The 26,076-nt window shown below is 56.4% G+C and carries 20 protein-coding genes and 1 pseudogene; 12 read left to right on the forward strand and 9 right to left on the reverse strand.

The annotated features are described in order from the left end of the window. Positions 1-16 precede the first annotated feature (16 nt). The 3 genes from ACFSSA_RS14885 to hrpA all read left to right on the forward strand — a co-directional run bounded on the left by ACFSSA_RS14885 (position 17) and on the right by hrpA (position 4,759). On the forward strand, positions 17-496 hold the full coding sequence (locus ACFSSA_RS14885; RefSeq protein WP_386821397.1) for a Crp/Fnr family transcriptional regulator: 480 nt from the start codon (positions 17-19) through the stop codon (positions 494-496). 24 nt (positions 497-520) lie between these two features. Then, on the forward strand, positions 521-937 hold the full coding sequence (locus ACFSSA_RS14890) for a DUF3307 domain-containing protein (protein WP_386821398.1): 417 nt from the start codon (positions 521-523) through the stop codon (positions 935-937). Positions 938-1,042: 105 nt separating this feature from the next. Further along, positions 1,043-4,759, forward strand: a complete 3,717-nt coding sequence (gene hrpA, locus ACFSSA_RS14895; RefSeq protein WP_386821400.1) for an ATP-dependent RNA helicase HrpA — start codon at positions 1,043-1,045, stop codon at positions 4,757-4,759. A 21-nt stretch (positions 4,760-4,780) separates the two neighbouring features. On the opposite strand, the gene ACFSSA_RS14900 is transcribed toward hrpA, so the two are convergent. Next, positions 4,781-5,626 (reverse strand): DUF1853 family protein, encoded by an 846-nt coding sequence (locus ACFSSA_RS14900; RefSeq protein ID WP_386821402.1) that lies wholly within the window; start codon positions 5,624-5,626, stop codon positions 4,781-4,783. 288 nt (positions 5,627-5,914) lie between these two features. Between ACFSSA_RS14900 and ACFSSA_RS14905 the strand changes: the two genes are divergently transcribed. The 8 genes and pseudogenes from ACFSSA_RS14905 (at position 5,915) to ACFSSA_RS14940 (ending at position 16,539) form a co-directional block, all read left to right on the forward strand. After that, positions 5,915-7,771, forward strand: coding sequence for a type I restriction-modification system subunit M (locus ACFSSA_RS14905; RefSeq protein ID WP_386821403.1), 1,857 nt, complete (start codon positions 5,915-5,917; stop codon positions 7,769-7,771). Further along, positions 7,768-9,024: a restriction endonuclease subunit S gene (locus ACFSSA_RS14910; protein ID WP_386821405.1), complete on the forward strand. Its 1,257-nt coding sequence runs from the start codon at positions 7,768-7,770 to the stop codon at positions 9,022-9,024. The genes ACFSSA_RS14905 and ACFSSA_RS14910 overlap by 4 nt, the downstream gene beginning before the upstream one ends. 3 nt (positions 9,025-9,027) lie before the next feature. Continuing rightward, a complete protein-coding gene (locus ACFSSA_RS14915; protein ID WP_386821407.1) occupies positions 9,028-10,188 on the forward strand; it encodes a DUF4268 domain-containing protein in 1,161 nt (386 codons plus the stop codon). A 97-nt stretch (positions 10,189-10,285) separates the two neighbouring features. Beyond that, positions 10,286-11,419 carry a hypothetical protein gene (locus ACFSSA_RS14920; RefSeq protein WP_386821409.1) on the forward strand — a complete coding sequence of 378 codons (1,134 nt, stop codon included), beginning with the start codon at positions 10,286-10,288 and terminating at the stop codon, positions 11,417-11,419. Next, on the forward strand, positions 11,416-12,243 hold the full coding sequence (locus ACFSSA_RS14925; protein ID WP_386821411.1) for a hypothetical protein: 828 nt from the start codon (positions 11,416-11,418) through the stop codon (positions 12,241-12,243). Before ACFSSA_RS14920 ends, ACFSSA_RS14925 begins: the two co-directional genes overlap by 4 nt. A 7-nt stretch (positions 12,244-12,250) precedes the next feature. Then, positions 12,251-15,865 (forward strand): HsdR family type I site-specific deoxyribonuclease, encoded by a 3,615-nt coding sequence (locus ACFSSA_RS14930; RefSeq protein ID WP_386821413.1) that lies wholly within the window; start codon positions 12,251-12,253, stop codon positions 15,863-15,865. Then, positions 15,866-16,216: pseudogene (locus tag ACFSSA_RS14935) on the forward strand (DEAD/DEAH box helicase family protein); the annotation flags it as partial. Between the two features lie 20 nt (positions 16,217-16,236). Further along, complete coding sequence (locus tag ACFSSA_RS14940; RefSeq protein ID WP_386821415.1) at positions 16,237-16,539, forward strand: type I restriction-modification enzyme R subunit C-terminal domain-containing protein; 303 nt, start codon at positions 16,237-16,239, stop codon at positions 16,537-16,539. A 186-nt stretch (positions 16,540-16,725) separates the two neighbouring features. On the opposite strand, the gene ACFSSA_RS14945 is transcribed toward ACFSSA_RS14940, so the two are convergent. From ACFSSA_RS14945 to ACFSSA_RS14955, 3 genes are read right to left on the reverse strand one after another with little or no spacing between them, the layout of a single operon-like run. After that, positions 16,726-17,610, reverse strand: a complete 885-nt coding sequence (locus ACFSSA_RS14945) for a transglutaminase family protein (RefSeq protein ID WP_386821416.1) — start codon at positions 17,608-17,610, stop codon at positions 16,726-16,728. Beyond that, positions 17,607-18,650 carry an alpha-E domain-containing protein gene (locus tag ACFSSA_RS14950; RefSeq protein ID WP_386821418.1) on the reverse strand — a complete coding sequence of 348 codons (1,044 nt, stop codon included), beginning with the start codon at positions 18,648-18,650 and terminating at the stop codon, positions 17,607-17,609. Before ACFSSA_RS14950 ends, ACFSSA_RS14945 begins: the two co-directional genes overlap by 4 nt. 16 nt (positions 18,651-18,666) lie before the next feature. Next, complete coding sequence (locus ACFSSA_RS14955) at positions 18,667-20,058, reverse strand: circularly permuted type 2 ATP-grasp protein (RefSeq protein WP_386821420.1); 1,392 nt, start codon at positions 20,056-20,058, stop codon at positions 18,667-18,669. A gap of 409 nt (positions 20,059-20,467) precedes the next feature. Between ACFSSA_RS14955 and ACFSSA_RS14960 the strand changes: the two genes are divergently transcribed. Further along, on the forward strand, positions 20,468-20,755 hold the full coding sequence (locus ACFSSA_RS14960; RefSeq protein ID WP_386821421.1) for a hypothetical protein: 288 nt from the start codon (positions 20,468-20,470) through the stop codon (positions 20,753-20,755). A gap of 145 nt (positions 20,756-20,900) precedes the next feature. On the opposite strand, the gene ACFSSA_RS14965 is transcribed toward ACFSSA_RS14960, so the two are convergent. From ACFSSA_RS14965 to dapF, 5 genes are all read right to left on the reverse strand, one after another. After that, positions 20,901-21,617 carry a PepSY domain-containing protein gene (locus ACFSSA_RS14965; protein WP_386821422.1) on the reverse strand — a complete coding sequence of 239 codons (717 nt, stop codon included), beginning with the start codon at positions 21,615-21,617 and terminating at the stop codon, positions 20,901-20,903. Positions 21,618-21,783: 166 nt separating this feature from the next. Next, a complete protein-coding gene (locus ACFSSA_RS14970; protein WP_386821424.1) occupies positions 21,784-23,844 on the reverse strand; it encodes a TonB-dependent receptor family protein in 2,061 nt (686 codons plus the stop codon). A 231-nt stretch (positions 23,845-24,075) separates the two neighbouring features. Further along, positions 24,076-24,387 (reverse strand): hypothetical protein, encoded by a 312-nt coding sequence (locus ACFSSA_RS14975; RefSeq protein ID WP_386821426.1) that lies wholly within the window; start codon positions 24,385-24,387, stop codon positions 24,076-24,078. Between the two features lie 203 nt (positions 24,388-24,590). Continuing rightward, entirely contained in the window at positions 24,591-25,097 is a 507-nt protein-coding gene (msrB, locus tag ACFSSA_RS14980; protein ID WP_386821428.1) for a peptide-methionine (R)-S-oxide reductase MsrB, read from the reverse strand. A gap of 111 nt (positions 25,098-25,208) precedes the next feature. Then, a complete protein-coding gene (gene dapF, locus ACFSSA_RS14985) occupies positions 25,209-26,027 on the reverse strand; it encodes a diaminopimelate epimerase (RefSeq protein ID WP_386821430.1) in 819 nt (272 codons plus the stop codon). Between the last annotated feature and the right edge of the window lie 49 nt (positions 26,028-26,076).

Raw genomic sequence — 26,076 nt, forward strand, 5'->3', positions numbered from 1 at the left:
GTTCAGTTTTTAGGTTATGACTGATAAATTCAAGCGGCCTGAATTGCCCAATGTAGGTATCGTTGCGGAAATGGAGGATGCCGATCGTGCCCTGCTCGGGAATTACGGTGAGTTTCTTCCCGCCCAGCCGGGTCAGATCATCATAGAGGCAGGCGAAGAGCAGGAATACCTCTACTTCGTTATCTCCGGATTGCTGCATGTCACGATCCTTGTCGATGGCCGGAACAAGCTTGTATCCCGGGTGGAATCGGGGGAAACCCTTGGCGAAGTCAATGTGTTTGATCCCGGGAAAGCCAGCGCGACAGTCACCGCCCAGGAGTTTACCCAGATCTGGAAGGCAAACCGCGAGGATATCGATCAGTTCGTGAAAGCATATCCGGAGGCCGGTGCAAGCCTTCTCACCGGGATCGTGAGTGTGATGTGCCGTCGCATCCGGAATATGAACGAGAAGCTTGCGGATAGCGAAAGCATGGAAATCCTCGGTAAATTCTGGTAAACCGCAGAGACAAACGATTTTTAGATGTTATCGGATTTTGCAGCGCAGCTGGTCTCACGCGGAGGCTTTGAGGGAGGTTTCCTTCTCACTTTGGCAATGATCATGGGCCACGCGCTCGGTGACTATCCATTGCAGGGCGATTTTCTCGCGATCGGGAAAAACCGCCACCTGGATGTCACAAAACTCTTCGGCGGGGAAGGGGGACCCAAGGGTTTCTGGATCCACGCTCTTACCGCCCATTCGCTTGTCCAGGCCGGGATTGTATGGCTGATTACCGGCTCGGCGACCTTGGCGGTGGTGGAGTTGGTGATCCATTGGATCATCGATTTCGTCCGATGTGAAAAATGGATCAGTTTCAATGTGGACCAAGGGCTTCACATTGCTTGCAAGGCGATTTACGCCGTCATTCTGATAAATGCCATTCACCTGCCGCTGGGCTGATTCCCGGCCCTGTCGCCTATTTTTCGCGCACTTCGTGGGCATGGTGACAGATATTTGCCCTTGTAGGCTTGCGCGTTTCCTCCGGAGACGGGAAGAATCCCGCAGATGAGTTTTTCGGGGAATTGGAATTATCCGGCGGAGCTGCCGGTCGTGGAGCGCCGCGAGGAAATCGTGAACGCGATCCGCGATAATCAGGTAGTGGTTGTCGTCAGTGATACTGGTTCCGGAAAAACCACCCAGCTTCCTAAAATGGTGGATGAAGCGCTCGGGCTCGATGCGGCCGCCAATAAAACCGCTTCGAAAAAATGCAAGCTCATCGGCTGCACCCAGCCGCGCCGTATCGCCGCCGTGAGTGTGGCGAAGCGTGTCGCCGAGGAGTTGAAAACGGAGCTGGGCGATTACGTGGGGTATCAAGTCCGCTTCGACGATCGCACCAGCCGTGAGACACGCATCAAGTTTATGACGGATGGGATTCTGCTTGCGGAAACCCAGGGAGACCGGGGCCTGGGGCGCTATTCCGCATTGATCCTGGATGAGGCTCATGAGCGCTCGCTGAATATCGATTTCCTGCTCGGCTACCTCAAGCGTCTGCTGGAAAAGCGAAAGGATCTCAAGCTGATCATTTCCTCGGCAACCCTGGATGCGGGAAGTTTCGCGACATTTTTCAGCGGCGAAAATCCCGATGGCTCACCAGCCTCGCAGGTTCCGGTGATCGAGGCTCCCGGGCGGATGTTTCCGGTGACGGAGCTCTTCCTGCCAGGCAAGGATGATGAGGAAATGGCTTCCCACATCGCCCGTGGCGTGGATCAGCTCTCGGAGATCGATCCCCTAGGTGACGTGCTCGTCTTCCTTCCAGGGGAACGTGAAATCCGCGAGGCAGCCGATATGCTGGAGGGCAGGAATTATCGGAATACGGAGGTCCTGCCGCTCTTCGCAAGGCTCGGAATGGGCGATCAGCAGCGCGTTTTCCAGCCCGGGAAAAAACGGCGCCTGGTTCTTGCAACCAATGTCGCGGAGACCTCGCTGACGATTCCGAGGATCGCCTGCGTGGTCGATACCGGAGTGGCACGGGTCAGCCGCTGGAGCCCCGGACGCGGCGTGCAGAGATTGCAGGTGGAGCCCGTCAGTCAAGCCAGCGCGCGCCAGCGGAAAGGCCGTTGCGGCCGTGTCCGGGAGGGCATTTGCCTGCGTCTTTACGAGGAGGAGGATCTACTGGATAGACCGGAATTCACCGAGCCGGAGATCCGCCGCAGCTCTCTTGCGGGCGTGATTCTGCGCATGAAGGCTCTGGGGCTTCCCGAAATTTCCGAGTTTCCTTTTCTCGATCCGCCAAATCCCAAAGCTGTCGCCGAAGGCTACAGGACGCTGCGTGAAGTCGGCGCACTGGATAAGGAGAAAAATCTTACGGAAATCGGCCAGGAGCTCGGGCGCCTGCCGGTCGATCCACGGATGGGCCGCATGTTGATCGAGGCGGATTACGAGAAATGCCTTCAGGAAGTGCTGATCATCGTCGCCGGTCTGGAAACGAGTGATCCACGTGAGCGCCCTGCGGAGAAAAAGCGTGAGGCGGATGCCGCGCACGCGAAGTGGCAGGATCCTGAAAGCGATTTCATTGCCATGCTGAATCTCTGGAAAGACGTTGCGGAATTCTATGACGGCAGGCGGTGGCGCTGGAACCAGCTGAGAAAATTCTGCGGGAAAAATTTCCTCAATGCGAAACGGGTGACGGAGTGGGGAAATGTTATCGAAGAGCTTGGCGACCTCCTGGGCAGCAGATTCAAGCTAACGGCCTTTGCGAAAAACGAGAGCTTTGACTACGCGGCCATTCATCGCTCGCTGCTTGCGGGAGCACCGCGCCAGTTCGGGCTTTGGGATAAGGAAAACAAAGCCTATCGCAGCGCTGCGGGTGGCTTTTTTGCCGTTTTTCCAGGCTCGGGGCTTTTCGGGCAGAAGAAGCGCGCCGAATGGGTGATGGGGCTGGAGCTGGTTGAGACCTCCCGTCTATGGGCGCGGCGGGCTGCCGTGATCGAGCCCGGATGGCTGGAAGTTGTGGCTCCGCATCTCTGTCGCTGCCGGTATGGCGAGGCGCATTGGGACGAAAAACAAGGTGCGGTCTATGGCAAGGAAACCGTCGTTTGTGGTGGCTTGCACATCGTCGAGGGGCGGCGCGTGCATTATGGCAGGGTCGATAAAAAGGCGGCCAATGAGGTCTTTCTCCGCGAGGGGCTACTCGCCAACGGGCTGCGCAGAAAGCCGAAGTTTCTGGAGCACATGGAGGCACTCCGCGAGGAAATCACAGGGCTGGAAGACAAACTCCGCCGCCCGGGAATGCTGTGGAGTGATGATGCGGTGGTGCGCTTTTTCAGCCAGCGGATCCCGGTGGAGATCTCCACTGCCGCGGGCTTTCTCAAATGGCTAAAAAACCACGAGGAAACGCTCTTCATGGGTATGGCGGATGTCGTCTGGGAGGATCTGCACAATTTGGAGTTTTTCCCGGATGTATTGCATCACGCGGGAGAGGATTACACGGTCTACTACCACTGTGCGCCCGGAGAGCGAGACGATGGTGTGACGCTCGGCGTGCATGTCGACCAGCTACCGGGCATGCCGGAATGGCTGCCGGGCTGGGGAGTGGATGGGAACCTCGAGGAGCGTGTGGAGCTATTGGTCCGCGCTCTGCCAAAGGATTATCGCCGCCTCTGCCAGCCGATCGGTGAGCTGGCCCGCAGCTTTGCGGATCTGTGGATGGGCGCGCCCAAGGAGCAAGCCCTGGAGCCCACACTCGCCGCGCACATCAGGGAGCGGAATGGCGCGGTGATCCCTCTCGGCGAGTTCAATCACGAGCGTCTCCCGGAGGAACTGATCACGAAAATCTGGGTCTGCGATGATGAAGGTGCGGAGCTTGCGATGGGCACGGATGTCGCGGAGCTGAAGCTGCAGCTTGCCGATAGGATGCGGGCCCGCTTCGAGGCCGCGGCCACGGCCGATGTGGAGCGGCGCGGGATGAGCTCCTGGGACGGTGAGGCTCTGCCGGAGGAAGTGATGACCGCCGGTGGCCCGGCCTTCCCGGCTTTGGTCGATGAAGGTGGCACGGTAGGGGTGCGGGCTTTCACGGACTATCATGAAGCTAAGGAATCCCACCGCCAGGGCGGTGCCAGATTATTATGTATTGCTGCTCAGCGGGAGGTGGAATATTTAAATAAAAAGTTTCCCTTGGGACTCTTGGCGAAGGTGGAAATGGGACGCCTCGGTGTTGGCGGGACTTCTCTGGAAGATCTCATCCTATTGGCTGCCGAGGGTGTCGCGGGAGGCGACTTTCCACGTAGCCCGGCGGAGTTTCAAAAACTCAATGAGAAGGTGAAGGGAAAGTGGTATGAAGCCGCCACGAAGATCGGCAACGCGCTGGACGAAATCGTGGAGGAAGCCCGCGAAATCCGCGGGTGGATCGATGCGAATATCAAGGACAGAAACTTCGGGGAAATCGCACAGGATCTCGATGAGCAGCTCAGCTGGCTGCTGCGCGGCCGCTTCGCATGGCGGGCTGGCTACGGCCATTTCCTGGATTACCCTCGGCGCTTCCGTGCCATCCGCTCCCGCTTGAAGCGGCTCAACTCGCTGCCATTGGTGAAGGATCTGGAAAAGATGGATCAGTTACGCGTTCACTGGGTCGGCTGGTATGATCGCTGGCAGGGGAATCCGGACGATGCCGCACTCTGGGAACCTGGCTGGCTGCTGGAGGAATGGCGCGTGAGCCTCTTCGCGCCAGATGTGGAAGTGAAGGCGAAAGTCTCCGAGAAACGCATCGAAAAAGCTCTCGGCTAAGCCCACGTTGGCTGCGCTGTATTACCCACGCCCCCCAACTTCCGGATAACCCTCTGGAGCGATAAAATACGGCATCTCACCCTTGTTCACGCGCAGCATCACGCAACGCTCGAGAGCTGCCCGCCGGTCCCACCTTTCCAGTGGAATGCCTGCCAAAAGCTTTCCGGGCACCGGCCAGAGCTGCTTTGGGATCACCTCGAAAAGCGTCCCCTCCGGGAAAAAATCCCTGCACTCATTGTATCTCAGCCACAGCCCGCGCCTTGCCCGGGGATGAATGAAATCCGGTTCCGCGCGCTGCTTTGCATGCACGTGATCGAACAAGCATCCGTAAACCAGCTGCCGGGTGGCAATCGGCTCTTCCCGATAAATCTCCGGCAAAAGCTCCCGATATTTTCCTGCCAGGATCAACTGATGTGTGCGCATCCGTTCCAGTTTTTTATAGTAATTGTCACGGGCATCCGGCCCCGGTAACTCGATGCCATCCACCGTTTCCACCGCCAGATAAAACTTGATCGCCAGTTCCAGATGCACCAGCGCACCGCCATCCCGCGACTGTGGGCCTCGTAGCAGAAAATCCATCTCTCCCAGCGTCGCGCCAGCCGTCCTGCGGATCTGCAGGCTCCGCTCCAGGAGCTCATATGCGGGACATACCGTAATCATCTCTGCCAGTGCATCCTCATACAGATGTCCCAGCTTCTGCTGCAAGTTCAGCTCCGGAACTTCCTCCGGGAACACAAAATCCCCATACGGAAACATCCCCGCCTCCGGCAAATCTCCGATCAACAACGGCCCCTCCACCAAACTCCGGAACAACGCATTCGAGATGATTTTTGAGGAAACGGGCATTTGTTCCACTTCTGGCCTCATAAATTCCCACCGTGCTGTAAAAAAGACCTGACAACAACGTATTTTCTTTGTTCCAGATCCGCGATACTCCCGATTTGCAGGAGAAGAACGATGTTATGGGGTGTTACAAAGCAAAGATTGATATAAAAGAATCGTTCCAGGCTGGTATCTGAGATAGGCGTTGCAATCGAGGAAAGTTGCAGTTGGTTCATAATCAGAAAGTTTGGTGGTTTATATCAATAATAGGTTTGATAATGTGCGTTTTCGGCTTTTCCCGGGTAAACTTCCAGTTAATCTCCAGCCCAACACATGCATTGGACAGAACCCGCCACCGCCGACGACTCCCACGCCGCCCTTGAGAAGAAACTCTGGGATGCCGCGAACATGCTCTGGGCAGGGGCGGATCTGAAACCTTCCGAATACTCGCCCACCGTGCTCGGGCTCATCTTCCTGCGCTATGCGGATGTGCGATTTGCTGATGTTGAAAAGGAGCTGGGTAGGGATGGCTCGCCGAGCCGTCCGTCTTCCCGCCGCAAGATCAGCGCCACCGATTACCATGCCGCCGGGGTCATCTACCTGCCGGAAAACGCCCGCTTCGCGGATCTCCTGAGCCTGCCGGAGGGAGCGAACACCGGCCAAGCCATCAATGACGCCATGCGCGCCATCGAGAAGGAGAACCCGGATCTGGCCGATGTGCTGCCCAAGACCTACCACATCCTCGACAGCCTCACGCTCGCGGAGCTGCTGAAAGTCATGGCCTCCGTCCCCATGGACAAGGGCGGGGATACCTTCGGCCTCATCTACGAATACTTCCTCGGGAAATTTGCCATGACGGAGGGGCAGAAGGGCGGGGAGTTCTACACGCCCACCTCCATCGTCAAGCTCATCGTCGAGATCCTGGAACCTTACCACGGGCGCATCCTCGATCCCGCCTGCGGCTCCGGCGGCATGTTCATTCAGTCCGCTCGATTCGTAGAAGCTCATCGAGCGAACAGAACCCTCACCCCCGGCCCCTCTCCCAGAGATAGAGGGGAGAAATATACGGGTGATCCTACGACTGAGATTTCCGTCCACGGCCAGGACCAATGGGCGTGGGGCGCCCATTTGAGACGTGCGCAGCGCGCCCGCAGGGTGAGGCAGCGGCGGAAGCTGCCGAATCAACGGGTCACGGATACCTCGCGGCTCGCGCGGCTGAACCTCGCCGTCCACGGGCTGAACGGGGACATCAAGCAGGGGAATACCTACTACGAGGATCTCCAGGACTCCGTCGGTCGCTTCGATTTCGTCATGGCGAACCCACCGTTCAATGTCAGCAAGATCGATAAGGAAAGGCTCTCCGGCGATCCGCGCTACCCCTTCGGCATCCCGCGCACGGACAATGGGAACTACCTCTGGATCCAGCACTTCCACTCCGCGCTGAACCGCACCGGGCGCGCCGGATTCGTCATGGCAAACTCCGCCGCAGATGCCCGCGCCTCCGAACAGGAGATACGGGAAAAGATCATCCGCGCCGGGGATGTGGATGTCATGGTCGCCATCGGGCCGAACTTCTTCTTCACGGTAACGCTGCCGTGCACGCTGTGGTTTTTTGACAAGGGCAAGGCAGCGTTACCGCCCTCACCCCCAGCCCCTCTCCCAGGGGGCGAGGGGAGTAAGAAAAAGTCCAAAAGTTTCTCTCCCTCTGAGAGAGGCGGCGGTGAGGGTTTGGCGGAATACGACTACAAAAATCACGTCGGTGCCCGCTACCGCGACACGGTCCTCTTCATCGACGCGCGGCACATCTACCGCCAACTGGACCGCGCCCACCGGGATTTCACGCCCGCCCAGCTCGAGTTCCTCGCGAACCTCGTCCGCTACTATCGCGGCGAGGATCTGGAGTTCGCCCACGGCTCCGGCGAGAAATGGGAGGAAGTCTTCGGTGATGCAGCTGGCTACACCGATGTTCCGGGGCTGTGCAAAGCGGCGACCCTCGCCGAAATCGAAGCCCAGGGATGGTCGCTCAATCCCGGCCGCTACGTCGGCGTCGCCAAGGGCGGGGATCTCAGCGACGAGGATTTCAAGGAACAGCTCGAAGCGCTCAACGAAGAGCTTGAAGTCCTGAATGCCGAGGCGCGGGAGCTTGAGGAGAGGATTGCGGAAAACGTCATGGAAATTTTGGAAGCATGAGAACCGAACTGCAAAGCGTGAAGGTATCGGATCTTCAGGCCGAAAAACGCTGGGCTCTCAACGGTGGGCCATTCGGATCAAAATTGAGCTCGAAGCACTACGCCGATCATGGAGTTCCAGTAATTCGTGGCAAAAATTTGTCAGGACCAACGAAATTTTCGTTCGAAGAGTTTGTCTATGTTACGGAGAAAAAAGCAGACGAACTCCGAGCAAACAATGCGCACCCAGGAGATCTCGTCTTCACTCAACGTGGCACGCTCGGACAAGTAGGGCTGATTCCTGCTGATTCTCCAATCAAACGTTTCGTTATCTCACAGAGTCAGATGAAGCTTACGGTAGACGAGTCCAAAGCTGACCCTTTGTTTCTCTACTACTACTTCACATCCGAGGAGACAGTGCAGGATATGCACAATATGGCTTTCTCTTCGGGAGTGCCACATATCAATCTTGGTCTTCTTCGCGATTACAAAGTCAACCTTCCCGATCTCCCCACCCAACGCAAGATCGCGGGCATCCTCTCGGCCTACGACGACCTGATGGAGAACAACCTGCGCCGCATCAAGATCCTGGAGCAGATGGCGCAATCCCTCTACCGCGAGTGGTTCGTCCACTTCCGCTTCCCCGGCCACGAATCCGTAAAGTTCAAAGACTCCGAACTCGGCCGGATTCCGGAAGGGTGGGTATGGAGAAAAGTAGGCAATGCATTCGAGATTCAAGGTGGGGGTACGCCATCTACAACCAACGAAGAATACTGGGTAGATGGCGATATCCAGTGGTATTCCCCGCGCGATCTTACGGCGGAAGGCACTATGTTTATCGAGAAATCTGCTGCTCGTATAAATGAGCTGGGGCTTAGAAAAAGTGCGGCTAAAATGTTTCCCGCTTATTCGGTGATGCTGACCAGTCGTGCGACGATCGGTGCCATTGCCATCAATACGGTTCCATCATGCACTAATCAGGGTTTCATTACGTGCCTGCCGAATTCTGAGGTTCCGATTTATTTTCTTTATCAATGGCTCAAGGCGAATGTTGAGACCTTCATTCTTCATGCCTCCGGAGCCACTTTCAAAGAAATCAGCAGAGGCGTTTTCAAGGGACTTGATTTTCTCCAACCACAAGCAGAACTGGTGCAGCGTTACCAACAGGTGGTTTCACCAATCGCTGACCAGCTTCTCAATCTCCAACGCCGCAACCAAACCCTCCGCCGCACCCGCGACCTGCTCCTTCCCAAGCTCCTTTCACCTTCCAACTAGCCCATGTATCAGATCGACAAGACGAGCAATTCCATCACCGCGCTTTCCGCGAAAGGCTTTGGTGCGTTGGGATTCAGCGAGCGGGCGCACTTGCAGGAGTGGATCGCGAAGTGCCCGGAATGCCTCGGCGAGGAGTTGCTGATCATCGCCAAGGAGTTTGATGGCTTTGATGAGACGAAGGAGCGGCTGGATCTGCTGGCGCTGGACAAGCAGGGCGGGCTGGTGCTCATCGAGAACAAGCTGGACGACTCCGGACGGAATGTTGTCTGGCAATCGCTCAAATACGCGTCCTACTGCTCCTCGCTCTCGAAATCCCAGATCGTGGAGATCTACCAGAATTTTCTGCTGAAGAATGGCGGCGGGGATGCACGGGAGAAGATCGGGGAGTTCCTGGACAAGGAAGAAGATTTCGAGAGCCTGATCCTGAATCCCGGCATACACCAGCGGGTGATCATGGTGGCGGCGAACTTCCGCAAAGAGGTGACCTCCACCGTGCTTTGGCTGCTGCAGCACGGGATCCGCCTCCAGTGCATCCGCGCGACCGCATTCGACAACGGCGGCCAGATTTTCCTGAACATGGAGCAGATCATCCCGACCCCGGAGGCGGAGGACTTCATGATCGGCGTGGCGGAGAAGGTGAAGGAAGAGCAGAGCACCGTACAGTCGCAGGTTCATCGGCAATCCCGTAGGCTGGACTTCTGGGCGGATACCTTGGCGGCATTCGAGAAGAGAGGGGTTTCGGTGTTCCGCAATGTGAACCCTGGCAAGGATAGCTTCCTCAATACCTCATCAGGATACAGGGACGTGCGCTATACGCTGATCTTCGGGGTAAAGGAGGTGCGCGTGGAGCTGAATATCGTGCGCGAAAACCAAGCGGAGAACAAGGCGATCTACGACCAGTTGTCCAGGCACAAGGATGAGATCGAAGCCGTCTTCGGCGGGAAGTTCGACTGGAAGCGGCTGAATGACATCAAGGCGAGCCGCATCAGTTACGCGAAGGGATTCGATGGCAGGGACAAAGAGAACTGGCCGGAGATGATCGCCTGGCTGGCGGAGCATATCCAGAAGCTCGAAAAGGCGTTTTCCCCGTGGGTTCCCAAGATGGCGGGGTGGGTGAGGGATGCGGAGACCAATAGTGGTGGGGAGTTTCAGCAGGACACGTAATTTCACAATTTAGGCTAGTTTCACCAATTGGTGAAATCGGTGTTTTTAGTGAAAAAGGATCTTGCTGGGTAGGGATGGCTTGGGTAGTATCCGGCGTATGGTGAGATCACTGCCAAACCCTTCGGCGCTTCGGAAAGAGGTGCTGGAAACGATGCAGAGAACCCTTGGAAGGGCGGGTGAGGTCTTGCCGCACCAATGGGTTGGTCGGGAAAGCGGGCAGCCATCTGATCCAAATTACCATTTGGGCTTCAATTTGCGTGTGGAGAAGGGATCTCCGGCGGCTCGGGGTAAGGTGTGGCAAATACGTGCGATCATCAAATCTGCGGTTTATCCACATGAGGCGCGGCAGGCGATCTGGAGCCTGAGACGGAATCCGGCGCAGGATGAAAACGGAGTCCCGATCTATCCGTTGCTGGTTGCCCCCCATATTTCCGAATCGGTGGCAAGGATCTGCGAGGAGAATGAAGTCGGTTGGCTGGATCTGGCGGGAAATTGCAATCTGGAGTTCGGCGGGCTGTGGTTTCATGTGGAGAAGGAGGCGCGGGTATATCAGGAGGCGAGGGTTCTGAAATCGATCTTCACGCCCAAAGCTTCGCGGCTACTGAGGGTGTTGCTTAAAGGGCCGCTGCGTCCGTGGAAGGTGGAGCAGTTGGCGGAGATCGCAGGAGTGAGCCTGGGGCTGGTGAGCAAGGTTCGGAAGGTTTTGCTGGATCAGGAGCTAGCGCAGGACGGGCCGGAGGGGATACGGATCACGGAAGCGGGGAAGCTCCTCACGGATTGGCTGCGGAAGGATGATTTTTCCAAACGGACTTCGGTGCGGGAGTATTCCACGCTGGTATCGGGGGAGGAGCTTGCGGATCGGCTGATCCGATATGGTGCGGCCCATTCGGAAGAGCCGCTTTTCACCCTGAATTATGCGGCGTGGCTGCGTGCTCCCCACAATGTGCCGACGGTTGTTTCCGCCTACGTGAAGCGCTTTCCCGATGATGATGAGATCGGATACGAGCTGAAAGCCCGCCCGGTGCAACGCGGTGCCGGCAATCTGCGGCTGCTGGTGCATGAGGATCACCATGCCCTGACCATCGACAGCCAGCGCGTGAAAGAGGGGCGGCGGGCGGTGCTTGTCTCGGACGTGCAGCTTTATCTGGATCTGCATCAGGCGGAGCCAAACGGAGCCGAGCAGGCGGAAGTCTTGCGGAAGCTGGATGATTTTTCAGGAGGGTGGACATGAGCGAGGCACCGGAGAATCTGGATGAATATTCTGCTGAGGGATTGCTCTCGGCAGAGGCCGCGCTGGTGAAAGCATGGGCTGCCCTGGAGAATTTCCATCAGGATCTGGTGGTGGTGGGAGGGTTGGCGATCCACTGTCATACGAGAAACAAGCTCCACCCGCGCTATCGGGCGACATCCACGCTGGACGTGGACTTCGGGATCACACTCGCGGCAGATGCCGGGATGGCGGCTCCGGCTGGGTTCGCTTTGTCCATGGCGGGCTTTGTGGAGAACGAGGAGGGGCGCATCTACCAAGAGACGGAGCATGGGAAGCTGTTCGTGGATTTCCTTACCGAGCATCCGCCCCATCGATCCGGCAGTCGGAATGTGAGTGACTTGAAGACCTCGGTATGTCCCGGGATAGGGCGGGCACTCTTGAATCCGATCGTGCGCGATATCACGGGTAATGATCAGTTCGGTGAGCAGCGGACGTTTCCGATCCGATTCTGTAATTACGGGCCATTGATCGTGCTGAAGCTGAATGCTTTTGCGAACAGGACTTCGGCAAAGAAGGCGAAGGATGCCTATGATATTCTTTCCTTGGTGCATTCGTGCGAAGAGGGGCCGGAGGTGGCGGTCGCATCCTTTGGGGAAGAGAAACGGGCAGGGAACGCGGGTGTTGAATCTGCGATCCGGGCACTCGAAGAGGATTTCACGAATACGGAATCGAAAGGGCCGGTATTGGCACAGGGCTTTTATTTTGGAAGTCTTGCGAGCAAGAAGGAGGGCGCTCGTCTGCGTGAGGACTGTGTGACGATTGCCAGAGCACTCCTGGATTCATAATACATATATGGCCTACACCGAAGATCACCTAGTCGAGCAGCCTGCGATCCAGCTCATGCAGCATGAGCTGGGGTGGGATGTGATGAATTGTTTCGGTGAGTGGCAAGGTGGGGTGAGTGACCTTGGGCGGGAGGGGAAGCGGGAGGTGGTTCTGACGGGACGGCTGAGGGCGGCGCTTCTTTCGCTGAATCCGGATCTGCCGGAGGAGGCGATCGATGGGGCGGTGGAGGAGTTTTCGCGGGACAGGACGGCGCTGAGCCTGGTGGAGGCGAACCGGGAGATAGCCAGCCTGCTGAAAGGCGGGGTGACGGTGAAATTCCCCGACAGGGAGAACGGGGGGCAGCGGGTGGAGGTGGTGGCGGTGATCGATTGGGAGGTGGCGGAGAACAATGATTTCCTGCTGGCCTCGCAGTTCTGGGTGGCGGGGGCGCTGTATCTGAAACGGCCGGATCTGATCGGTTTCGTGAACGGGCTGCCGCTGGTGCTGATGGAGCTCAAGGCTCCGGGCGAGAATGTGCGGCAGGGTTACGACAAGAATATCGCAGACTACAAGGGGACGATCCCGCAGCTTTTCCACTACAATGGATTGATCATCGTATCCAACGGGGTGCAAAGCAAGATCGGCAGCCTGACGGCGAAGTGGGAGCACTACGGGGATTGGAAAAAGGCAGTGAGCGAGGAGGAGGCACCGGATATTTCCCTGAACACCCTGCTGCGCGGGACTTGTGACAAGGGGCGCTTGCTGGATCTGGTGGAGAACTTCACTAGGTTCGTGGACAGCAAAGGCAGCACGGGGAAGGTGGTCGCGCGCAATCACCAGTTTCATGGGGTGAATCGGGCGGTGGAGGCATTGCTGCGCACCCTCACCCCGGCCCTCTCCCAGGGGGAGAGGGAGGAAGATTCGCGGTTGTCTTTATCCCAGGTGGGGAGGGAGGAAGAGCGGGTGCATTATCGGGGTGGGTTTGAGGTTGCGGGGATGGTGGCGCGAGCACGTGAGTTGCGGGAGAGGCAGACTCCGGCGGAGGAGTTGTTATGGGAAATTTTGAGGGATCGACGGTGTGGTGGTGCGAAGTTTCGGCGTCAGCATCAATTCGGGGATTACATCTGTGATTTCTACTGCCACGAGGCGGGGCTTGTCGTGGAATGTGATGGTGAGGTTCACCAGTCCGATGAAGCAAAGGCACACGACAAGAAGCGGGATGCCTATCTGCGCTCCCAAAAGCTGAAAGTTCTGCGTTTCAAGAACTCTTCCGTTCTCCATAAGACCGAAGAGGTGCTGACCGAGATTTTAAAAGATCTCCCCTCTACCTCTGGGAGAGGGGCTGGGGGTGAGGGTTCGATTTCGAAGAATCGAATAGGGGTGTTCTGGCACACGCAGGGATCGGGGAAGAGTTACTCCATGGTGTTCTTCGCGGAGAAGGTGTTCCGCAAGATCAAGGGGAACTGGACCTTCGTGGTGATCACGGACAGGATGGAGCTGGATCGGCAGATCTCCGATACGTTTGCGAACTGCGGGGCGGCGAACGGCAAGAACTCGAAGGCGACGAGCGCGAGCCATCTGCGGGAGCTGCTGACGGCGGATCACCGGTATGTGTTCACGCTGATCCACAAGTTCCGCACGGAGCCGGGGACGCTGCATCCGGTGCTCTCGGAGCGGGACGACATCATCGTGCTGACGGATGAGGCGCACCGCAGCCAATACGACACGCTGGCGATGAACATGCGCACGGCGCTGCCGAATGCGAAGTTCGTGGCATTCACGGGAACCCCGCTCATCGCCGGGGAGGAGAGGACGCGGGAGGTCTTCGGCGAATACGTGAGCGTCTATGATTTCAAGCAGTCCGTGGAGGACGGGGCGACGGTGCCGCTCTTCTACGAGAACCGGACGAAGGAGCTGGAGATCACGAATCCGGAGCTGAACGAGGAGATCTACCAGACCATCGAGGACGCGGGGCTGGACGAAGACCAGGAGGAGAAGCTCAAGAAGGTGCTGGGACAGAAATACCATCTCATCACCCGCGACGACAGGCTGGACGAGGTGGTGAAAGACATCGTGCACCATTTCCTGAACCGTGGCTACCAGGGCAAGGCGATGGTGGTGTCCATCGACAAGCTGACGACCCTGCGCATGTATGAAAAGGTCAACGCGGAGTGGAACGCGGAGAAGGCACGGGTGAGCGAACGGTTGGCGAAGGTGAGCCCTCTGATGCCGGAATACGCGGAGCTGAACGCGCGGCTCAAGAATCTGGTGGAGACGGATATGGCGGTGGTCGTCTCACCGGGGCAGAACGAGATCACGGAGATGGCGGCGAAGGGATTCGATATCCTGCCGCACCGGGAGCGGATGGTGAAAGAGGATCTGGAGGAGAAGTTCAAGAATCCGGAGGACAGGTTCCGCCTGGTCTTCGTCTGCGCGATGTGGCTCACGGGCTTCGATGCGCCGAGCTGCTCGACCCTCTATCTCGACAAGCCGATGCGCGGCCACACGCTGATGCAAACCATCGCCCGCGCGAACCGCGTCTATGGCGACAAGGTGAACGGCCTGATCGTGGACTACGCGAATGTTTTCCAGGAACTGGAGAAGGCGCTGGCGATCTACGGAGCGGGCGGCAGCGGCGGGGAGCTGCCGGTGAAGGACAAGACAGAGCTGGTGGAGGCGCTCAAAATCGCGCTGGAGCAGGTGACGGAGTATTGCCGGAAACAGAATGTGGATCTGGCGGCGATTCCAAGCGCGACGGACAAGCTTTTCATCCCGGCGGTAAACCAACTGATACGCACCGACGAGGTGAGGGATGAGTTCCTGGCGCACTCGAACGATGTGGCGAGGCTCTACAAAGCGGTGATGCCGGATCCGGTGATTCCGAAGCTGGCACCGAAGGCGCAACTGATCGCGGAGCTTGCGAAGACGATACGTGCACAGAAAGATCCAGTGAACATCACGGAGGTGATGGAAAAGATCTCGGGTTTGCTGGACGGGGCTATCGTGACGACGGCGAAGGAAGAGCCGGGCGCGCCTGCGAAGACAATCGACCTGAGTAAGATCGATTTCGCAGCGCTGGCGAGGAAGTTCGAGAAGAGCAAGACGAAGAACATCGAGGCGCAGCAACTGAGGGCGCTGATCGAGCGGAAGCTGGACAACCTGATCCGCCTGAATGCGAGCCGTTACGATTTCCTCGATCGTTTCCAGAAGATGATCGAAGAGATGAACTCCGGAGCGCGGAGCATAGCGTGGTTCTTCGAGCAACTAACGGAATTTACAAAAGATCTGAGCGAGGAGGAGCAGAGGCACCTGCGTGAGAACGTCAGCGAGGAAGAGCTGGCGGTGTTCGATATCCTCACGAGGCCTGGGCCGGATCTTTCGCCGCAGGAGATTGAGTCGATCAAGAAGGTGTGCCGGGATCTGCTGGCGAAGCTGAAGACTGAGAAGCTGGTGCTGGAATGGCGGACGAAACGCACGACCCGCGCGGCGGTGCGGGTGGAGATTGAGAAGATGCTGGATAGCGGTTTGCCGGAGAAATATACCTCGGAGCTGTTCGAGACGAAGTGCGGGGCGCTGTTCCAGCATGTGCTGGAGAAGTATCCGGAGAGCGGGGAAAGTGTGTATACCAATGAAGTGGCGTGAGGAGGATTTTTCCACGGACGATACTATCAAGACATCGCGATCGAAAAGGTGCTGGAAGCGATGGCGGGCGGGCAGGAGCGCATCCTGCTGACGCTTGCGACCGAGACAGGGAAGACGTTCATCGCCTTCCAACTGGCATGGAAGCTTTTCCAAAGCCGCTGAAACCTGAGCGGAGAGCCCGCGCGGAGACCGCGCATTCTTTTTCTAGCGGACAGGAACATTCTGGCGAATCAAGCATTCAATTCGTTCTCGGCATGTCCTGAGGATGCGCTGATGAGAATCGCGCCGGATCAGATTCGCAAGAAGGGCAAGGTGCCGAAGAATGGGAGTATCTTTTTCACGATCTTGCGGAGAAGAGCGATCTCTACGATGTGCTCACCCACGTGGCCTACTCCATGCCGCCGCTGACGCGGGAAGAGCGCGCGGGCAAGGCGCGGGTGGAGATCAGTGCGCTTTTCAATAATAAGCAGCAAGCCTTCCTTGAGTTCGTGCTCTCCCATTACGTGAACGTAGGTGTGGAAGAGCTGGATACCTCGAAGCTGAAACCGCTACTAAAACTGAAGTATCACGACTCCATCCCGGATGCGGTGAAGGAACTGGGCATGCAGCCTATCGAGATCTCGAAGGTGTTTTCCGGCTTCCAGAAGTTTCTCTACTCAAGTGACGTGGCGTAGAACGACAAACCTCATGATGCGAGGCTCTGCTGGAAAAAAATCTATGGTGAGAGACCAGGTGTGCCGGGCAATTCGGGTATCGTGGCTGTGACCGATACCTCCCATGAAGACGTGCAGACCGTCGAACTCGCATCATGAGAAAGTGAGCCCGGCGGGGCCTAAGGCGGCGAGACCGCTGGCTGATGCTCAATCGGCTTTGGAAACTTCCACACTGACTTCCATGCGGCATTGGCCGGTGCCGCTGTAGCTGCCACGGACTGGAGCAACGTCCTCGTAATCGCGGCCCACGGCGATTTTAACATAGCGTTCATCGGCGAGATTGTTGTTCGTCGGGTCGAAGCCTATCCAGCCCGCACCGGGGAGATAGACTTCCGCCCAGGCGTGGGATGCCTGGGCACCGACGAGACTATCGCGCGGTCCATTGTAGAGATAGCCGGATGCATAACGGGCCGGAATGCCGACTGCCCGACACAGCCCCAGCATGACATGTGTGAAATCCTGGCAAACTCCACAGCGCAGCCTGAAGGCTTCTTCAAGATGCGTGCTGGCGCTGGTTACTCCCGTGGCGTAGGTGAACTCGCTGTGGATCCACTCCATGATGATGCCCGCCTGCTCGAAGACGGAGGTGACACCGGTGGTGAGATCGACTGCTTGGCGCCAGACTTCCGAGTAATTCGAGACCCAATGACTTTCCTGCAGATAGGCCCAGACAGTCTCCCGCACGGCGGTATCCTGATAATCTGCGACTGTCATTTCCCGGCTTATCTCGGGCACCTCAAGGGGGAGATTATGAACCTTGATCCGGCTTTCTATCTCTAGCTTGGAATGCGCCTGGGGCAGCTCGAAGTGGTGGGTGATGTTTTGAAAAAGATCGGTGAAGCACCGCATCCGGGTCGCCGGGAGGACACGGATCAGCGCCAGCATTGTTTTCTGGCAGGGAAACGTCCGCGGCTCCAGATGTAGAGTGTTCACACTATGTGTCACCGGCGATGCGTAGTGAAACGTCGTGCGATGGCGGACGGAAATTTTGGTGCCTAGTGTGCTGGCGAACCATTTTTGGTTATTACTCACTGTTGTTGCTGTTGCTCCATTTGCCATGTGGCGACGTCGAGCAGCGTAGGAGCTTTTGGCACCGGGCTGGTCTGCATACGCTCTGGCATGAGAACGTATGTTTCGAAAATTTCATCGCCGATGTGGTTGAGGTGGATCTGAATGTTATCGAGGTATTGATGGAGGCCAGACTCGAAAATACCGTCAGTGCAGCCGAAGTTCAGCTCCGAAAGCAAGCGACCGGATTCGCGTTCCGCCTGGTTGGAAAATGTCCCGCGCGGAGTGCCGGAAACGCGGTGAAGGCTAATATCCACCTTCTCAATACAATAACGCACGGAGCGGGGGAACTCCTTGGAAAACATCAGAAAATCTGTCACCCCGCTGGCGTTGATTTCACGCTTTTTTTCCGCTCTATATGCACCCATGGCTCCGCAGGAGCGGAGAATGGCCGTCCAGTGCAGAACTACTGCGGATACCGTTTCCGGAGATTCCTCCTCGGATGGTAGATAGCTGGAGACATCGAGAAAACGGGTAGTTTTGTCCGCACGTTCCAGATGCCGGCCCAAGTCCATGAACTCCCACGCCTCATTACGCGAGGTAGTGGATTCCGCAATGCCAAGAAAGGTCACCGCGCAGCGCCGGATCTGATCGTAAAAGCGCGATGGATCGGAATCGATCAAACGGGAAGCCTCCGCGGAGCGGGTGAAAAGGTAGAGCGAGTTCAACTCCTCCCACAGCTCATCGGAAAGCTGATCGCGCACAGTCCGTGCATTCTCGCGGGCCAGCGCGATGCAGGAGACGATGCTGTTCGGGTTGCGCGGATCATCGGTGAGGAAGCGAATCACCTCGCGGCTTCCGTTTTCACTATAGAGCTTGTTGAAGGCTTCCTCATCCCCCGTGCTGAGAATGATAGGCTGCCAGAAGCCCCGCAGACGGGCGCTGTCGAGGCTTTCGAAATCCAGCAGGAGCTGCTGGTTCACATCGATCAAGCGGGCGAGATTGTCAGCCCGTTCGACAAAGCGAACCATCCAGTAAAGTGTGTTTGCGACTCGTGAAAGCATAGGGATTTTTCTATAATCAATGACGGAGCACCCAGGTGTCCTTGCTGCCGCCGCCTTGTGAGGAGTTTACAATGAGGGAGTCCTTGGTGAGGGCTACGCGGGTCAAACCGCCGGGGACGATTTTCACCTCATTTCCATAAATAATATATGGCCGTAGATCGATGTGCCTGCCTTCCATTGCGCCGTCACACCATGTAGGGGAGCGCGATAGGGAAACCACTGGCTGTGCGATGTAGTTCCGTGGATCCGCGATGATTTGCTCGCGGAATGCGGCGATTTCATCCTTGGTCGCCGTGGGCCCCATAAGCATCCCGTAGCCGCCTGACTCATTGGCGGCCTTCACGACCAGCTCAGGCAGGTTAGCGAGGATGTATTTCATATCCTTTTCCTCGGAGGCGAGGAAGGTAGGCACGTTCGGCAAGATCGGTTTCTGGCCCAGATAGTATTCGATCATTTTCGGGACGAAGTGGTAGATTACCTTGTCGTCTGCGACACCTGTGCCGACTGCATTGGCCAACGAGACATTGCCATGGCGATAGGCATTCATCAGTCCTGGCACGCCGAGCACCGAGTCTTTCCGGAAAACTGTGGGATCGATAAAATCATCATCGATGCGGCGGTAGATCACATCCACGCGGACTAGGCCACGTGTTGTCCGCGTATAGACGAATTTGTCCATCACCACGAGATCCTTGCCTTCGACGATATCGATACCCATCTCACGGGCCAGGTAGCAGTGCTCGAAATATGCACTGTTGTGGCAGCCGGGCGTGAGCAAGACACATACGGGATCTCCCTCGCGGCGTGGGGAAATGTGATGAAGCATATTCCGCAGATCCCGCGGATAACTATCGACCGGACGGACCCCCAGTGAATCGAAAATGCCCGGAAAGGCCCGTTTCAGCGCATTCCGGTTTTCCAACAAATACGAGGCTCCGGACGGGCAGCGGCCATTATCTTCCAGAACATAGTAAACTCCATCACTGCCACGGATAAGATCGCTTCCACAAATGTGAATGTATATATTTTCCGCGACATCCACACCGCGGAACTCCGGCCGGTAATGGCGGGCATTTTCCACATAGAAGCGCGGGATGACCTCGTCCTTGAGAATTTGCTGGTCGTGATAAATATCGTGAAGGAATAAATTCAGGGCGACGATGCGCTGCGTGAGCCCGGCCTCCAGATGCTCCCACTCGCTAGCGGGCATCACCCGGGGAATGGGATCGAAGGGGAAAATGCGCTCCGTGCCTTGATTGTCATGATAAACATTAAAGGTGATTCCTTGCCGCAGGAAGTAAAGCTCGGAGCTCGCCTTGCGGGCCAGGAAATCCTTTTCCTCCACCTTGCCGAACTTCTCTAGCAGTGGAGCGCAGGACGGTCTTACAGAGCCATCCGGACGAAACATCTCGTCGTAAAACTTACCGGGATCATACGCATTAAACATTTTTATGGGGTTGAACTCTGTAATGCATGCCGCGTGCCAGAGTTTTCCAAAAAAGGCTTGTCGGGGCAGTGGCTGAGTATCCCGTCTCTTACATTAATAATGTGCAGAACTACGCGCAAACTATCCTGACCTCATATTCCTATCCGGCATGAAGTTGCATGGGCGAAACGAACCTTGTCTCTGAAACAGCGGTGAAAAGTTCAAGAGATCTTGTCTCGCTAGATGCGAAAACTAAAAACACCGAACAACATTTACGTCATCAGGAATCGTCAACCTGCAATCGGGGACTTATATGAATCAATTGTTGGGTCGAGGGGAAGTTTTATATATGGATCTTGACGATTCTTGGAATAATTAAGATTCTTCAATCATGAAAAATGGTATTACCAAGGAGGAGCTTGCGTGGATGGTTACGAGGGTGGTGGGGGTGATTTTTCTATGGCTTGCGGTGGAGACCGGAGGGAAGCTGCTCGCGGTTCATTTTTCCTCCCAATGGGCGGGAGTGAGCATTCCATCGGAGATGGCTGCAAATGCTTCCAGGGCATTGATGTTTTCGCTAACCGTCTACACCGTCCTAGGACTGTATCTTCTGAAATATGGGGCCTTTTTTGTAGGTCTGATTTCCCGTGGAGGCGGAGGCTGCACGCGGGAAAATTAGAAGCCCTCGAAAACGTAGGGACCCGAGGGCTTTTAGAAATGGCTGGCGGAGGACGAAGGGCGCAAAAATTTTCCCTACGAGCAGCAGCTGGTAATGTTCGAGGCATGGCAGCTGGAAAACCTCTGACACGCTGGCCCAGATCCGGCTATGGTCTTGTCGTTCCGGTTGCCGGTTTTTTGTTCTTTCTCGGGCGGGTGAGGAAGAAGAGAACGATGCCGAGGATGGAGATGAGGAAGGCTGCGCCGGTAAGGATGGTGAGCAGCCAGTCGCGGGCATCTTTGTTGGGGATGAAGCCGAGCTTGTGGAAATTCGTGAACACGGAGGCTTCGAACTGCTTTTCATCATCGGTGTGACGGGTGACCGAGCCGGTGACAGTAGAGACATAAACACGCGTGCCTTTTCCATCCGCGAGATCGAAGCGGTAGACCGGTAGGATGCGGAAGATGCCGATGTATTCGCTGTTGAAGCTGGTGAGGAAATCGGTTTGCTCAATCTCATCGGTGCCGAGGAAAGTGCTTGCGATTTCACGGGCATAAGTCGCATCCGCGTCAGGATTTTTCCGGCCATTTGTCGCATCGATATAGGTGAACTCCCGCTGGCCGGGGATGAACGCCTGGTAGTGGGGCTTTCCTGCAATGTTGCGGATATTGATCGCCGCCGGCGGTGCATCCGGGAATGCGTCTGCTGGTGTCACAGTGATAGCTGAGGTATCGAGAAGTGCACCGGATGGTTTTGCCGCAGGTGGTGCCGACTGGGTGCGTGACATGAGCACGTGGATCACGCCGCTGCCCGATGACATGAGGATGGAAATGGAAAAGATTAGACCGAGATATCGGTGGAGTTTACGGACGATTTTTTTCATTTTGGAAAAGTGGTGTCTGGTTGGGCTGACCGGTTCGGTCGGCCGTGGGTTTCAAGTAAAGAGAGGATCGTGGCCTGGCCGTGAGCCGAGGACTGTGGTGAAAAAGCGATGACTGTGGCGGCAACTCAAGGCCACCGCCACAGTTTTTTTTGGGGGGGGAGAGTGTTTAGAACTTCCATTCGATGCCGGCGAAGACAGAGCGGCCGTCACCGGGGAGGAACTGGCGCTGGTCCATGCCACCGGCATCATCCATCACGCCGTGGGTCGCGGAGTAAACCTCATCGGTGAGGTTTTTCGCCTCGATAAACCATGAGATTCCATTTGCCACGCGCCGACCTACTTTGAAACCGAGCAGAGCGTATGGATCTGCGGCAAAGGTATTGCGGTGATCGATGAAGGACTTCACCGGAGACCATTCAAAGGTTGGTCCCGCGTAATAGCCTTGGGCATTTTCCCAAAGCAACTCGCTACGGAGAAGGTGTGGTGGAAGGCCTGCGATACGGTTGTCACCGTAGAACGCATCATCATCGAAACGGAAGGAACCGTAGGTGTAGGCACTGCGGAAAACGAGGCGCTGATCCGGATTTTCATCCAGCCATGATGATCCTAGTAGATCGATCTCCGTGCCGAGCTCGATACCGTAGTGAATGGTATCGTCCGCATTGGTCGTGGTGCTGACCATTGTGGAGGGGTCTGTGAGGGTGAGGAGCTCGTCCTTGACCTTCGAATAATATACGGTGGCGTCCCAGCGTGCGAACGAGCGTGTGCCGCGGGTGCCTGCCTCTATGGTTGCCGCAGTTTGCGCATCGCGGGCGATGTTGTTGGTGACAGCCTCGGAGAATGAAGGTGGCTCGTAGCTTCCGGAAATTCCCGTGAAGTATTGGATGTCATTTTTTTCATAAACGAGGCCGAGGTTCGGCGCCACATTCGAGTAGGAGTCATCGTAATTGGTCAGCGAGCCGAGAGCGGGTGGAGTCGCGTTGAAAAAGCGTTCATTCTCGCGGATGGAGTAGGCTGCGGATAGTCCTGTGGTGAGGCTCAGATCACCGTTGAGGTGATGTTGGTTTTCGATGAAAAATTCCAGATTGGAAGCGGTCTGGTCTTCGTTGGTCTTGAGTGCTCCGCGGCTGCCGGAGTTGTTGGCGAAGAGTGCGCTACGAGTTTCTCCGTAGGTGAATGAAAGGCCGGAGCGGAAGACGTTTTCCCTGCCGAGAAAGTCATCCGTATTGGTGAACGTCGCGCCAAGGTAGAGATCGTTTGAAAGCTGATCAATGACGCCGACAAAGGGAGTGATCGGGTGATCCAGGTCTTTGTAAGTCCATGCCGCCGAGAAGTCCCAGGTATTATTGCCAGAGCGGAGAGTGGTCTTGTTGGCAAAGCGGAAGAGCTCGAAATTACGTTGGTTATCGTAAGGAACGGATCCGAAGAACGATGTATCGGCCTGGCGGGGATTTGTCTCCAGCTGGGCTTTTGTAAGATTCCCCGGTAGGTCGGAATCCGTATGGATGGCGGTGAGGTAGAACCGGGTTTCCAGATCATCCCGCAGCTGGACTCCGAAGTTTGTGAAAAGCCGTTGTGCGGATTGCTCCGCATGATCACGGAAGCCGTTCTGGGAGGCGTGGGAGAGGGAGAAATAGAGATCTTTCGAGCCCTCCGTGATGCCACCGGCGAAGCGTGCCCTCAGATACTCGTAGGAACCCGCTTCCAGCCGAGCGGAGTAGCCGGGGGCGGACCTGCCCGTATGCGAGAGATAATCGATCGCCCCGCCCAGTGTCGCAGAGCCACGTGAGATTGCGTTTCCACCGCGCCAGATATTGATGTGGGAGGCGGCGAGGGGGTCTACCGATTGCATATCGAAGCCTCCATCGGCAAGATTCAGCGGGATGCCATCTTGCATAAACCGGATACCGCGGCCGTGGAAGGTGCGCTGGAGGCCGGAGCCACGAATCGAGATCCGGGCTTCATCCGATCCGAAGCGGGATTGGGCGATGACACCCGGGGAGAGTGCGAAGGTATCAGCCAGGGTGGAGGAACGCCCGGTGAGGTAGCGCTCGGAATCGACGCTTTCGGTGCCGCCGGGGATCTTTGAAAGTTCCAGCCTGTCCTGTTCCAGGGTCTTTTGGGTGAGTGTCTCGTTATCAGCGGATTTGATGACCGTGGTATCGAGTGTATCTGGTGCTGAGAGTGCGATGGATGATGTTAGAAAAAGTGTTGTAAAAGGTTTCATATCATTGAAAAAGTTGATGTTCGATTGGTGGGCGGATCGCGGTGCCAAGGGCATGAAGCGCGTGCCGCGGGACAGTGGAAAACGATTGTTTTCCAGAGGTCCGTGGATTTCGCTGATACCGGAGCCGGCTGAAGATGAGAATACGCCACATTGAGCGCTTCTCCCCGCCGGGAGCTGCAGTAAAAGCCTGGGATCAGCTACGTCAAAAGGAGTAGCTGGAGATCTGATCAATCAACTAAGCGCCCTTGGAGGAGGGACTGGAGGCCCGGCAAGCGGCTGGGACAATGGAATATTAGCCGCCCAAAAAACAGGGTTGGGCAGCTGGCTGGAGAATGGATCCTTCAGCTCCGCATGTGCGGGAGGAAAGAGATCCTGGAAAAGCTTTAAAGACGATGGAGACAACTGGATGGGATCGTTTTCCGTCGAGCGCTCATCGGATTTCACAGCGGCGATCTTGTTGCAGAGTTCACAGGGCTTTTCCCCTGAGAATGTATCGCTGACTGCTTGTGAAAGCGTGCTCTCCTGTGAGTAGTCGATGATCATGTTCACCCACGCATAAGTCTGCAATACGCTGTAAGGACCGCCTATAAGATGCAGGCAGCCAAAGAAAAGAAACAGGTATTGAAGGTATTTTCTCAGACGGATTTGGGAATGAAATGGAAGCGTCCTATCACCTACGGGAGAAGACGACCTTTCATTTCAAATCTGAGCTGCTTCGTCAAAGATTATCATAGCGTAGCGGAAGATTAATCTTCTTTGAAATCGGCGAGATATTTCTTTAGGCCATTTTCCCGGAGCTCATCAACCGGGATGAAGCGTAGCGCCGCGGAATTCATACAATAGCGCAGACCGGTAGGTTCCGGCCCATCTTCGAAGACGTGGCCCAGGTGAGTATCCGCCTTCACAGAACGGACTTCCGTGCGTGTCATTCCATAGGTCGTGTCCGTTTTTTCCTTCACCGCGCCTTCGAAAAGCGGCTTGGTGAAACTCGGCCAGCCGGTTCCGGATTTGAACTTGTCCCTAGAGCTGAAAAGCGGCTCTCCGCTCACAATGGAAACGTAGATGCCGGGTTCCTTATTGTCCCAATACTCGTTTTTAAAAGGAGGCTCCGTGCCATCCTCCTGGGTCACCTTGTATTGCATGGGGGTGAGTTCTTTTTTGAGCCTAGCGTGCTCGGGAGTTTGTGGATCGCCGCAACTGGAAATTGTAGCTGCCAGCGAAAACAGAAGAATCAATTTGCCCACGGAGTTCATACCCAAAGGCTAAAGCCGCTTTGAGGAACCGCAAGTTTTAGCTCAGTGACCAAAAAAAGGGGGAAACCGCCGAAAGATGCGATTTCCCCTGAATGGCTTGCCGGATCGCGGTCAGATTTCGATCTCGCCTTCGAAGACGAAGTCCGCAGGACCCGTGAGGGTGACGTTGGTAAATGTGGTATCGCTGGTCTTTTCAAAACCTACCGAAAGCGTGTCACCGCCTTCGACATCCACCTTGATCGGGGATTCCGCGCCGGTGAGCAGGTGATGGATCAATGCCGAGGCGACCATACCCGTGCCGCATGCAAGCGTCTCATCCTCCACACCGCGCTCGTAGGTGCGGATGGCGATATGATCCGGGGCGAGGATCTGGGCAAAATTCGCGTTGGTGCCATTGGGCGCGAAGTGCGGATGCTCGCGGACTGTGCGACCGTAGGTGACGACGTCCACAGCCTGGACATCTTCGACAAAGCTGACGACGTGGGGAACGCCGGTATTGAGGAAATAGAAGTCCGCCGCGTGGCCTTCCAGCTCGATTGGAGCCTTCAATTCAAGGTCCTTCGGCTCGGACATCGCAATACGGATATCGTCGCCAACGATGTCCGCTGAAAGTGTCCCGGCGATGGTCTCAAAGGAGACGCTTTCCGGAAGCTCCTCGGAATCAGAAAGGTGGGCAGTGAAAAAGCCGAAACAGCGGGCACCGTTTCCGCACATTTCCGCCTCTCCGCCATCGGCATTGTAGTAGCGGAATTTATAATCAGCGCCGTGTTCGGCAGGTTCCACGGCCAGCAGCCCATCCGCTCCGATCCCGCGGTGGCGGTCGCAAAGAGCCGCGATCGTGTCCTCATCGAGATTGATTGAAAGATCGCGGTTATCGATGATGATGAAGTCATTGCCGGCACCGTTCATTTTATAAAAGTGAAGAAGCATAATGGAAAATGTTGTATAAAGTTTCGGGAGCGGAACAGGTAGAAAGCCC

It is taken from the genome of Luteolibacter algae, assembly GCF_042683045.1.
Lineage (GTDB): Bacteria > Verrucomicrobiota > Verrucomicrobiia > Verrucomicrobiales > Akkermansiaceae > Luteolibacter > Luteolibacter algae.

Excerpts from the sequence above, each read along its gene's own strand:
- ACFSSA_RS14965 (WP_386821422.1), bottom strand. The coding sequence starts at position 21,617 with ATGAAAAAAATCGTCCGTAAACTCCACCGATATCTCGGTCTAATCTTT.
- ACFSSA_RS14905 (WP_386821403.1), top strand. The coding sequence starts at position 5,915 with ATGCATTGGACAGAACCCGCCACCGCCGACGACTCCCACGCCGCCCTT.
- ACFSSA_RS14970 (WP_386821424.1), bottom strand. The coding sequence starts at position 23,844 with ATGAAACCTTTTACAACACTTTTTCTAACATCATCCATCGCACTCTCA.
- ACFSSA_RS14890 (WP_386821398.1), top strand. The coding sequence starts at position 521 with ATGTTATCGGATTTTGCAGCGCAGCTGGTCTCACGCGGAGGCTTTGAG.
- ACFSSA_RS14910 (WP_386821405.1), top strand. The coding sequence starts at position 7,768 with ATGAGAACCGAACTGCAAAGCGTGAAGGTATCGGATCTTCAGGCCGAA.
- ACFSSA_RS14925 (WP_386821411.1), top strand. The coding sequence starts at position 11,416 with ATGAGCGAGGCACCGGAGAATCTGGATGAATATTCTGCTGAGGGATTG.
- ACFSSA_RS14885 (WP_386821397.1), top strand. The coding sequence starts at position 17 with ATGACTGATAAATTCAAGCGGCCTGAATTGCCCAATGTAGGTATCGTT.
- ACFSSA_RS14920 (WP_386821409.1), top strand. The coding sequence starts at position 10,286 with ATGGTGAGATCACTGCCAAACCCTTCGGCGCTTCGGAAAGAGGTGCTG.
- ACFSSA_RS14930 (WP_386821413.1), top strand. The coding sequence starts at position 12,251 with ATGGCCTACACCGAAGATCACCTAGTCGAGCAGCCTGCGATCCAGCTC.
- ACFSSA_RS14900 (WP_386821402.1), bottom strand. The coding sequence starts at position 5,626 with ATGAGGCCAGAAGTGGAACAAATGCCCGTTTCCTCAAAAATCATCTCG.
- ACFSSA_RS14960 (WP_386821421.1), top strand. The coding sequence starts at position 20,468 with ATGAAAAATGGTATTACCAAGGAGGAGCTTGCGTGGATGGTTACGAGG.
- ACFSSA_RS14950 (WP_386821418.1), bottom strand. The coding sequence starts at position 18,650 with ATGCTTTCACGAGTCGCAAACACACTTTACTGGATGGTTCGCTTTGTC.
- hrpA (WP_386821400.1), top strand. The coding sequence starts at position 1,043 with ATGAGTTTTTCGGGGAATTGGAATTATCCGGCGGAGCTGCCGGTCGTG.
- ACFSSA_RS14915 (WP_386821407.1), top strand. The coding sequence starts at position 9,028 with ATGTATCAGATCGACAAGACGAGCAATTCCATCACCGCGCTTTCCGCG.
- dapF (WP_386821430.1), bottom strand. The coding sequence starts at position 26,027 with ATGCTTCTTCACTTTTATAAAATGAACGGTGCCGGCAATGACTTCATC.
- ACFSSA_RS14975 (WP_386821426.1), bottom strand. The coding sequence starts at position 24,387 with ATGATCATCGACTACTCACAGGAGAGCACGCTTTCACAAGCAGTCAGC.
- ACFSSA_RS14955 (WP_386821420.1), bottom strand. The coding sequence starts at position 20,058 with ATGTTTCGTCCGGATGGCTCTGTAAGACCGTCCTGCGCTCCACTGCTA.
- msrB (WP_386821428.1), bottom strand. The coding sequence starts at position 25,097 with ATGAACTCCGTGGGCAAATTGATTCTTCTGTTTTCGCTGGCAGCTACA.